5 protein-coding genes and 1 pseudogene are annotated in these 7159 nt (G+C 72.2%); all 6 read right to left on the reverse strand.

The window, feature by feature from the left end; all coding sequences use genetic code 11:
• Window positions 1–17: 17 nt before the first annotated feature.
• Window positions 18–1301, reverse strand: coding sequence for a nucleotide sugar dehydrogenase (locus B9S57_RS06885; protein ID WP_103514634.1), 1284 nt, complete (start codon window positions 1299–1301; stop codon window positions 18–20).
• Window positions 1298–2926, reverse strand: coding sequence for a glycosyltransferase family 2 protein (locus B9S57_RS06890; protein WP_103514635.1), 1629 nt, complete (start codon window positions 2924–2926; stop codon window positions 1298–1300). The genes B9S57_RS06885 and B9S57_RS06890 overlap by 4 nt, the downstream gene beginning before the upstream one ends.
• Window positions 2923–4500 carry a glycosyltransferase family 4 protein gene (locus tag B9S57_RS06895; protein WP_258036264.1) on the reverse strand — a complete coding sequence of 526 codons (1578 nt, stop codon included), beginning with the start codon at window positions 4498–4500 and terminating at the stop codon, window positions 2923–2925. The genes B9S57_RS06890 and B9S57_RS06895 overlap by 4 nt, the downstream gene beginning before the upstream one ends.
• Entirely contained in the window at window positions 4490–5509 is a 1020-nt protein-coding gene (locus B9S57_RS06900; protein ID WP_103514636.1) for a Gfo/Idh/MocA family protein, read from the reverse strand. Before B9S57_RS06900 ends, B9S57_RS06895 begins: the two co-directional genes overlap by 11 nt.
• Window positions 5506–6624: a DegT/DnrJ/EryC1/StrS aminotransferase family protein gene (locus B9S57_RS06905; protein WP_103514637.1), complete on the reverse strand. Its 1119-nt coding sequence runs from the start codon at window positions 6622–6624 to the stop codon at window positions 5506–5508. The genes B9S57_RS06900 and B9S57_RS06905 overlap by 4 nt, the downstream gene beginning before the upstream one ends.
• 199 nt (window positions 6625–6823) lie before the next feature.
• Window positions 6824–7159, reverse strand: a pseudogene (locus B9S57_RS06910) (ribonuclease E/G); the annotation flags it as partial.

Raw genomic sequence — 7159 nt, forward strand, 5'->3', positions numbered from 1 at the left:
GTCCGGCACCCGCGGGGTCAGCCGCCGATGACCACGCGGCGCACGCCCTCCCACAGCGCCGGGTCCGTGGTGCGGCGTCCGTCGACGAGGACGCGGACGTCCGGCAGGCTCCGCGCGGACAGCTCGCGGTACTCGGGGTGGTCGGTCTGGACGACCGCCGCGGTGACGGCCTGGTTCTCGTGCGGGACCAGGCCCAGGGACCGCAGGTCCCCGGGGCTGTAGAGGGGGTCCGACACGAAGGCCACCGCGCCGCGCTCCCGGAGTGCCTGGACCACACCGAAGACGCCGGAGAACGCGGTCTCCCTGACGCCGCCGCGGTAGGCGGCGCCCAGCACGAGGACCCCTACGCCCTCCAGGTCGCCGTAGGCAGCGGCCAGCAGGTCCACGGCGTACCGGGGCATCGCGGCGTTGGCCTCACGGGCAGCGCGCACCACGGTCGCCCCGGGGTCGTTCCACAGGTACATCTGCGGGTAGACCGGGATGCAGTGGCCGCCGACGGCGATGCCGGGCCGGTGGATATGGCTGTAGGGCTGGCTGTTGCAGGCGTCGATGACCTGCTCGACGTCGATGTCGTGCAGGTCGGCGAAGCGGGCGAACTGGTTGGCCAGACCGATGTTGACGTCCCGGTAGGTGGTCTCGGCGAGTTTCGCCATCTCGGAGGCCTCCGCCGTGCCGAGGTCCCAGACACCGTTGGGGCGGGGCAGGTCGTCGCGTTCGTCGAAGTCGAGCACCGCCCCGTAGAACTCGACGCCGCGCAGCGTCGACGCCTCGTCGATGCCTCCGACGAGCTTGGGGTACCGCCGCAGGTCGGCGAAGACGCGGCCGGTCAGGACCCGCTCCGGGGAGAAGACGAGAGGGAAGTCGCGTCCGGGGGTGAGGCCGGATCCCTCCGCCAGCATCGGCGCCCAGCGGTTGCGGGTCGTGCCGACCGGCAGGGTGGTCTCGTAGCTGACGAGAGTGCCGGGGCGCAGGCCCGCGGCGACGGCCTTCGTCGCCGCGTCCATCCAGCCGAAGTCCGGGGCGCCCCCGGAGTCCACGAAGAGCGGGACGACGACCACGACGGCCTCGGACGCCGCGACGGCGGCCGTGGTGTCCGTCGTCGCGGAGAGCAGGCCGGCGCCCACGGCCTCCTTGAGCCTGACGTCCAGGTCGCGCTCGCCGGGGAACGGCTCGGTGGCCGAGTTCACCAGGCCGACGACCTCCTCGTCGACGTCCGCGCCGATGACCGTGTGGCCCTTGGCGGCGAACTGCACGGCGAGCGGGAGCCCGATCTTGCCCAGCGCCACTACACAGATGTTCATCGGCTTCGCCTTCTCTTCGGTCTCAACAGCCTCCACAGCCTGGTACCCGGTCCGTCCCGGGACTCCACCAGCGGAGCTGTCGTGATCACGAGCCGGCCCTTGGTGTTCGGTCTGGCCGCGACGCGGTAGGGCTCGGCCTCACCCCACCGGCGGGCCAGCGGCATGGGCCGTCCGCCGGTCCTCACCGGGATCTCGTAGGCCGCCCCCGCGACGTCGACGTGGACGCGGACCCCCTTCTTCGCCCGGACGGCGGGGACCGGGACGCGGCCGCGGATCCGGGTGGCGCGCCCGTCCTCGGTCGCCGCGGCGGTGAACTCGCCGGGTGCCTGGGCAAGCCGGTCCTCCGGCCGCATCCTGCGGGCGCCCGGCCCGTCCGCGCTCGGCGGCATGGCTCCCTGCGCGAGGACGACCACCGCCGAGGACAGGTCCCCGACGACACCGAGCCGCACCCGCACGGTGAGCCAGAGGTCCGCGCCCTGCTGCTCCCAGTCGGCGGACTCGAACTCCGTACCCGCCGCCAGCCGGCCGGCCACCGTCTCGCCGAGGACCTCGTAGTACCGGTCGTCCAGGCCCACCACGGGGTCCCGGAATCCCGGGTATTCGGCGAAGGCGCGGTCGCCCTCCAGCCGGAAGGGCGGGGCACCGTACGCGGACTCGTCCGCGATGGCGCTGGTGAGGGCCTCCACGGCCCCGCGCCCGGCCAGGCCGAAGCGCACCCGGCGCCTCACTCCCGTGCTGTCGCGCAGCGCGTCGGTGTAGTAGGCGTCCAGCAGCGCGGAGAGCCCGTCGCACAGGTGCCGCCGGGTGTCGACGTCGAGTGCGGCGAAGTCCGCCAGCAGGAGCTTGGAGAGCTCCCAGGCGAAGTGGCGTGCCAGGAGGGCGTCCCGGCGGGGACCGGCCGGGACCAGGCCGGCCGCGTGGTCCATGATGCGGGCCGTGCACCGCAGCCGGGCGAGGTGGTCGGCCCGGTAGGTGATGTTGCTCGAGTCGCCACGCCTGACCGCGTAGTAGCAGGTGTAGTCGGCGAGCACCGAGATCCTGCGCGCGCGCACGCACGCCTCGATGGTGAACGGCTGGTCGCTGCCGACCGGCAGGTCCTCCGGGAAGCGCAGGTGGTGCTTCTCCACCAGCTCACGTCTGAACAGCTTGGTGTTCGCCAGAGTGAACGGCAGGGGCGAGTCGTACAGACTGATGTCGGGGGCGTTGTGCGCGTACAGCTTCTGGTGCACGTACCGTCCGCCGACTCCGACCATCCGACCGACGACGACGTCCGATCCGTGCGTGTCCGCATAGGCCACCAGCCGCTCCAGGGCCTCTTCGCCCAGGTAGTCGTCGGAGCCGACGAAGTAGACGAAACGTCCGGTGGCCCGGTCCAGAGCACGGTTGCTGGGGGCGGCGGGGCCGCCCGAATTGGCCTGGCGCAGCACGGTGACCACATCCGGATATCGTTCGGCGAACCGGTCGAGTTCGCTTCCGCTACCGTCGGTGGAGCCGTCGTCGACCGCGATCACTTCGAGGCGCTCCGGCCCGATGCTCTGCCCCACCAGGGAGTTCAGACACTCCGTCAGGTAGGGCATCGTGTTGTACACCGCCACGATCACGGTGACGTCGGGGCATACGGTCATGAGGTCACCGGGGCCATCCGCCCGCCGCCCACCGGTGTACGGGCGCCCTCGACGAGCCGGGAGTACACGCCGTCGAGGACCGCCGCCTGCGTCTCCCAGGTCCATTCCGTGAGCATGCCCGGCCGGTCGTAGGCGTCCCGGTAGCGCCCCGGGTCGGCGAGGACCGCGGCCACCGCCCGTACGTAGTCCGCGACGTCCTCGGCGGTGAAGACCTCGCCCTGCCCGGTGGTGGCGACGGTCCCTCCCATCGTCCGGACGTCGCTGACGACGAGGGGGAGCCTGGCGTGGGAGTACTCGAAGAACTTGGTGATCAGGGCGATCTCGTGGTTCGGCCAGTGGTGGATCGGGATGACCCCGACGTCCGCCGCGGCCAGGTGACGGACCACCTGGTCGTGGGGGACGTACGGCAGCACGTGCACGCGGTCCCGCACGCCGAGCGCGACGGCGCGCCCTCCGAGCGTCCGCACGTAGGGCGAGTCGCCGCGCGGGACGACGAACGCGACGTGCGCGGCGGGCAGGTGCGGCAGAGCCTCGACCATGATGTCGAGTCCCCGCTGGGGTGCGGCGGAGCCGCTGTAGACCACCAGCGGCACCTCGGGGCCGATTCCGCACAGAGCCCGCAGGTCGGGGACCGGCTCGGCGGCCCGGTCCGCGGGAACCACGGCGTCGGGGGCGTTGAGCACCACCTCCGGGAGTTCACTCAGCCCGTGGTGCTCGGCCAGCATCTGCGCCAGGGTCCCCGACACGGTGGTGACGGCGTCCGCGTACTTCACGTGTTCCCGCTCGTGGGCGCACTGGGCGACGTGCCAGCGCGGGTGCGGGTTCCAGGGTTTGATGCCGGGCAGGTACTCGTGCGCGTCCCAGACGAGCCGTACGGTGCGGCCCCTGGCCTCGGCCCGCAGCTTGGCGCGTGCGCCGACACCGAGCATCCGGAAGTCGTTCGCGTGGATCAGGTCGGGTTCGAGGGAGTCGATGACCTTGCCGTAGGCGAGCTCCAGGTCCCAGAGACCCGGGTCGAGCCGGCGCCAGGCCCTCTCCCCCATCGCCCGGACCCAGAAGGCCGTGGTGAACCGGTCGAGCGGGGTGTCCATGTCCTTGCGGCGGCGCTCCAGCGCGGCGGTGTGCCGGGCACGCAGCCGGACCCACTTGCCCATGCCCCGGGCGAGCAGCCGCGTGGGCAGCAGCCGCGCCCTCGCGACGGCCGAGCCGTTCCGCCCGGTCTCGATGACCTGGAGGTTGAGCTCGGCGCGCCACGCCTTCATCCGCTGCTTGCGGTACTCGGCCAGCGGGCCCGGCGGATAGGCGAGCGGTGCGCGCAGGAACGCCCGGCGGTACTCGTGCCGGCGGCGGTGCAGGGGCGTCGCGACCGGCAGCAGCCGTACCCGCGCCTCCCCCAGCCGCCAGCTCTTCGCCTTCTTCTCGGGCGACTTGCCCAGGAGCACCACGTCCCAGCCGGCCGCCGCGGCGGACCGGGCCTCCTTCTGTACGCGGGAGTCGCCTTTCACACCGTTCTCGACCAGCATGACGATCTTCCCGCGGCGAAGCCGGGGCACCGCGTCCGGGTCAGGCTCCATGGGGAACAGCCTCCTCCGCCTCGAAGACCACCGTGCGGCCCGTCCTGGCCGAGTCGAGCAGGGAGGCGGCCACTTCCACGGTGCGCAGCCCCTGCCGCAGCGTGCAGATGTCGGAGGAGAGGCCCTGCACGGCGTCCCGGAAGAGTTCGTGCTCGACGAGCAGCGGCTCACGCTTGGCGATCGCGTAGCGGATCATGTCGCCCTCGGAGACGCCACGGAACGCGCGCAGGGCCTCCCACTCGGTGTCGACCGCCGCGTTCGAGTAGAACGTCAGGTCGGCGGTCAGGGTGTCGGCGATGAGGCAGCCCCGCTCGCCGGTGACCGAGGTGAACCGCTCCTTGAGGGGGCTCAGCCAGTTGACCAGGTGGTTGACCATCGTCCCGTCGGAGAGCCGGCCCACCGCGCTGACCATGTCCTCGTACGGGCGGCCCGACTTCGACACGGTGTGGGCCGCGATAGACACGTAGCTCCGGCCGGTCATCCAGGCCGTCAGGTCGATGTCGTGGGTGGCCAGGTCCTTCACCACTCCGACGTCGGCTATGCGGTGCGGGAAGGGGCCCTGGCGCCGGGTCACCACCTGGTAGAGGTCGCCGAGTTCGCCGGTCTCCAGGCGGCTGCGGAGTGAGCGCAGGGCGGGGTTGCACCGCTCGATGTGGCCGACGCCCGCCGTCAGGTGCCGCGACTCGAAGGCGTCCACGAGGCGCAGGGCGCCTTCGACGGAGTCCGCGAGCGGCTTCTCGACGAGCACGCAGACACCGGCCTCGGCGAGTCTCAGGCCGACTTCCTCGTGCAGGCCCGTCGGGCAGGCGACGACGGCGTAGTCGATGCCCAGGGCCAGGAGGTCCTCGACGTCCGGCAGGACGGGTGCCCCTTGGGCCCAGTCGTTCTTGTCGCCCAGCGGATCGACGACGCCGGCCAGCTCGACGCCTTCCAGGGCGTCCAGGACACGTGCGTGGTGGCGGCCCATGGAGCCGAGGCCGATCAGACCTGCCCTCAGTCCGGCGTTCACAGGACCACCTCCAGAGCGTTGACGGCGGCGACCACCCGCTCCAGGTCCTCCTGGCCGAGGGAGGGGTGCACGGGCAGCGAGAGGACCTCGGCGGCGGCCCGCTCGGTCTCCGGGAGGTCCCAGAGACGGCCGGCCTTCTGGTCCGGCTCCCAGTAGGGCTTGAGCCGGTGGATCGGCGTCGGGTAGTAGACCGCGTGCCCGATGCCCGCTTCGGCCAGCTGCGCCGCCGCGGAGTCCCGGGAGCCGGGGACGCGCACGGTGTACTGGTGGTAGACGTGCCGGGCGCCCTCGGCGACCGGCGGCGTGGTGACGCCGGGAGCGGTGATGTGCGTGTCGAGGTGGTCGGCGTTGGCCCGGCGCCGCTCGGTCCATTCCCCGATCCTGGCGAGCTGCACGCGGCCGACGGCGGCGGAGACGTCCGTCATCCGCAGGTTGGCACCGATGATCTCGTTGGCGTAGCGCTGCTCCATGCCCTGGTTGCGCAGCAGGCGCAGGGTCCGGGCCAGTGCCGGGTCGGCGGTGGTGACCATGCCGCCCTCGAGGGAGTGCATGTTCTTGGTCGGGTAGAAGCTGAAGGCGCCGCCCGCACCGAACGCCCCGACCGGAGTCCCGTCCAGTGCCGCGGCGTGCGCCTGGCAGGCGTCCTCGACCACGGCGAGGCGGTGCTCGTCGGCCACGCGCATGAGCCGGCCCATCGCGGCCGGGTGCCCGTAGAGGTGCACCGGCATGACCGCGGCGGTGCGGGGCGTGATCGCGGCCTCCACGGCGGCCGGGTCGAGGCCGAAGCTCCCCCGCTCGATGTCGGCGAAGACCACGTCGGCACCGGTCAGCCGTACCGCGTTCGCGGACGCCGCGAAGGAGAACGAGGGGACGATCACCTCGTCGCCCCTGCCGATGCCCAGGGCGAGGAGCAGCAGGTAAAGGGCCGATGTGCCGGAGTTGACCGCGACGCAGTGCCGTCCGTCCACCAGGCCGGAGAAGTCCTCCTCGAAGCCCGCGACCTCGGGACCCTGCACGACGCGACCGCTGCGCATCACACGGACCACGGCCTCGATCTCGGCCTCCCCGATGACGGGACTGGCTGCGGGAACCGGCTGCTCGTTGATGCTCGCCATCGACGACCTCCTTGACGAGTGCGCGGATCGCGCGCTCCTCGCCCTGCCATACCAGGGATGCATCGAATCATGACACATATGGACATATGTAGCGCAGGGATGAGGTTCCACCGCTGTCGGGCGACCCGGGGCCGGTACAACACACGTGTCCCGCCCCGAAGCGCTCGGGGCGGGACACGTGGGGCCGTCAGCGGCTCGGCTACTCGCTCTCGCCGGTACGCGCGGAGGCTGCCGCGGAGGGCGACGACTGCTCGGCGGCGACGGTCTTCTTCGCCGCCGCCTTCTTGGTGGTCGTCTTCTTCGCGGCGGTCTTCTTCGCGACCGTCTTGGCGGCGGTCTTCTTGGTGGCCGCCTTCTTCGCCGTGGCCTTCTTCGCGGTCTTCCGCGCAGCGGCCTTCTTCACCGGAGCTTCCGATTCCGAAGCCTCGGCGCCGGCGGCGCCGGTCGCCTCGGAGTCGCCCGCGACCACGACGACCGCGGCCTCGTCGGCCCCTGACGGCGAGCCTGCCGGGGCGGTGGCCTTGCGGGTCGCCCG

The sequence above is a fragment of the Streptomyces sp. SM10 genome, from assembly GCF_002910915.1.
GTDB lineage: Bacteria > Actinomycetota > Actinomycetes > Streptomycetales > Streptomycetaceae > Streptomyces.

Bases quoted from the DNA above. Each gene is read 5' to 3' on its own strand.
- B9S57_RS06885 (WP_103514634.1), bottom strand. From the start codon at position 1,301: ATGAACATCTGTGTAGTGGCGCTGGGCAAGATCGGGCTCCCGCTCGCC.
- B9S57_RS06890 (WP_103514635.1), bottom strand. From the start codon at position 2,926: ATGACCGTATGCCCCGACGTCACCGTGATCGTGGCGGTGTACAACACG.
- B9S57_RS06895 (WP_258036264.1), bottom strand. From the start codon at position 4,500: ATGGAGCCTGACCCGGACGCGGTGCCCCGGCTTCGCCGCGGGAAGATC.
- B9S57_RS06905 (WP_103514637.1), bottom strand. From the start codon at position 6,624: ATGGCGAGCATCAACGAGCAGCCGGTTCCCGCAGCCAGTCCCGTCATC.